This is a genomic window from Echinicola sediminis (genome assembly GCF_054777495.1).
The window spans coordinates 1-2,388 of record NZ_BAAHAP010000208.1 but is presented as its reverse complement, the minus strand read 5'-3'; the positions used below and the strand labels follow the sequence as shown (position 1 = coordinate 2,388).

1 protein-coding gene is annotated in these 2,388 nt (G+C 41.9%); it reads left to right on the top strand.

Annotated features, from left to right (window positions below; genetic code table 11):
- Positions 1-1,758 (top strand): FAD-dependent oxidoreductase (locus ACYVAA_RS22715; RefSeq protein WP_460546330.1); only part of this gene is annotated, 1,758 nt, incomplete at its 5' end.
- Between the last annotated feature and the right edge of the window lie 630 nt (positions 1,759-2,388).

The window sequence follows — 2,388 nt, the reverse complement described above, 5'->3', positions numbered from 1 at the left end:
GTGATGGAAGTTGATTTGGTTGTTGTAGGAGGGGGGATGTCGGGAATCTGTGCGGCTATTGCCGGGGCGAGAAATGGGGCCAAGGTAGTATTGGTTCACGACCGGTCTCGCTTAGGAGGAAATGCAAGCAGTGAGATTAGGATGCACGTCAGTGGGAGCAGCGTGTTGGAGACGGTTTGGAGGGAGACGGGGATTTTGGAAGAAATTATGTTGGATGATGCAGTAAATAATCCTCAGATCTCCTATCCTGTATGGGATTTTACTTTATATAATAAGGTGATAGCTGAGCCCAATATTACTTTATTACTCGATACAGCCCTTTTTGATGCAGAGACCGATCATCATCAAATCCGGAGCATAAAAACCTTTTGTTCGCAGACGGAAGAAATTTTCACCATTTATGGGAAACAGTTTGCTGATTGTACTGGTGATGGTACACTGGGGGCACTTGTCGGTTCAGAGTATATGCGAGGGAGGGAGGCCAAATCCACCTACGACGAATCTTTAGGGCAAGACATTGCTGATAAAGTCGGGATGGGGAACAGCTTACTTTTTATGGCGGATGAATTTGAAAAACCAATGCCTTATACACCACCCAATTGGGCCCGGAAATACACCTATAAGGATTTTGAGTACCGGTATATCCATTCACTGGAATATGGCTACTGGTGGTTGGAATTAGCAGGCAAATACGATGTAATTAATGACGGAAGGGAATTAAGACATGAGTTATTGGCCGTTTTATTTGGTGTATGGGATTATATCAAAAATTCAGGAAACTATCCTGAAGCGAGCAAATGGGCCTTGACCTGGGTAGGAATGGTTCCTGGAAAGCGTGAAAGCAGAAGGATTTTAGGAGACTATGTAATGACCCAAAACGATGTTCAAAATTCAAAGAAGTTTCCGGATAGGGTAGCCTATGGTGGCTGGCCACTGGATGATCACCCTGCTGAAGGAATGGATGATACCTCCATCAAACCCAATAGAGCAGTTCATATAAAGGAGCCTTATAATATTCCCCTAAGGTCACTTTATAGTAAAAATATCAGCAATTTATGGATGGCAGGCAGGAATATCAGCGTATCGCATGTTGCTTTATCTTCTACCAGAGTAATGGCAACTTGTGCTGCATTGGGACAAGCTATAGGTACAGCCATGGCCTTATCCGTGGCCAAAAATATTTCTGCTAGCTCAATCGCAAGTAATACAAATTATCTCGGTCAGTTGCAGCAGACTCTTATTAGGCAGGATCAGTCTCTTCTACAGGTGGTAAATGAAGATAAACTTGATCTGGCTAGAACTGCAAAGGTCATTGCTTCCACGGAAACTTCTGAAGGGGCGGCCTCAAATGTTATCGACGGTATTAATCGAAACATTAACGACGGGCAGAGCCACCAATGGCAGGGAGATATGGAGAGTGGCCCTGCATCGATTGATTTGAGTTGGGGGACGCCCGTGACTATTTCACAGCTGGAGTTTACTTTTGATACAGGATTGCAACGGTATTTGAGGATATCAGGTCAAAAGGTAGTCATGAAAGATCAAATTCGAGGACCTCAGCCTGAAACTGTAGCTGATTACAAAATAGAAGGCTTTTTAGGTGAAGTGAAGATTTTTTCAAAAGTTTTTGGCAATAATTACTATCGGAAAGTTGTCCATGCTTTTCCTGCTGAAGTCGTTAATAAAATTAAAGTGACTGTCTTGAGGACCAATGGTGACGCCCTTGCCCGAATTTTCGAGATTAGAGCTTATGGGTAATAATTGTTTCAGGGAGCAAAAGAGTTTGAGCCTAAAAATAAATTTTTGAGCTTTATTGCATGTCTACAGCTGCAAGATTAACCTCCCTTGTTTCCTTATTTCTCAAAATAAGGGAAGAGGGAGGTTTTTCAAGTATGATTACAATTGAAAAAAACAGTGATCTGGTTTTGTGTGAAATATAGTCAGGTGGAGAGTTATTGTTTAGCGTTGGAATGTTTGCTTGTTCAAAATCAATATGTGTTGACGTATTTCTATACTGTTGATCCGAAAAGGCGAACCCGAACTGTTCTACGCCTTGGTAGACACTAAATGTGCTGATTTGTTGTTTCGGTAATTGTAAATGGCGATATCTAACATTCTTTTGTGGTGTTTATAGAGTTCCCTTACCGCAAAAAAATAACTGTGTGAAGGGTCGTACATGTGTGTAGGTTCACTTAAGGCCCCATTAAGTTCGATGATGCTAAACTCCCCTTGTCCGATAAATTTATTCCAGGAATTGTATTTTAGTATCCCCCCTACCAATCCCGTCTTTATAATTTGAGGATTTGCTTTTTGTAGTTTCGTGGGTAGAGTTTTCTGATATCCCTGTGGTTGGTGTCCATGATGTTGTCCATGACATATTTGAGCCAC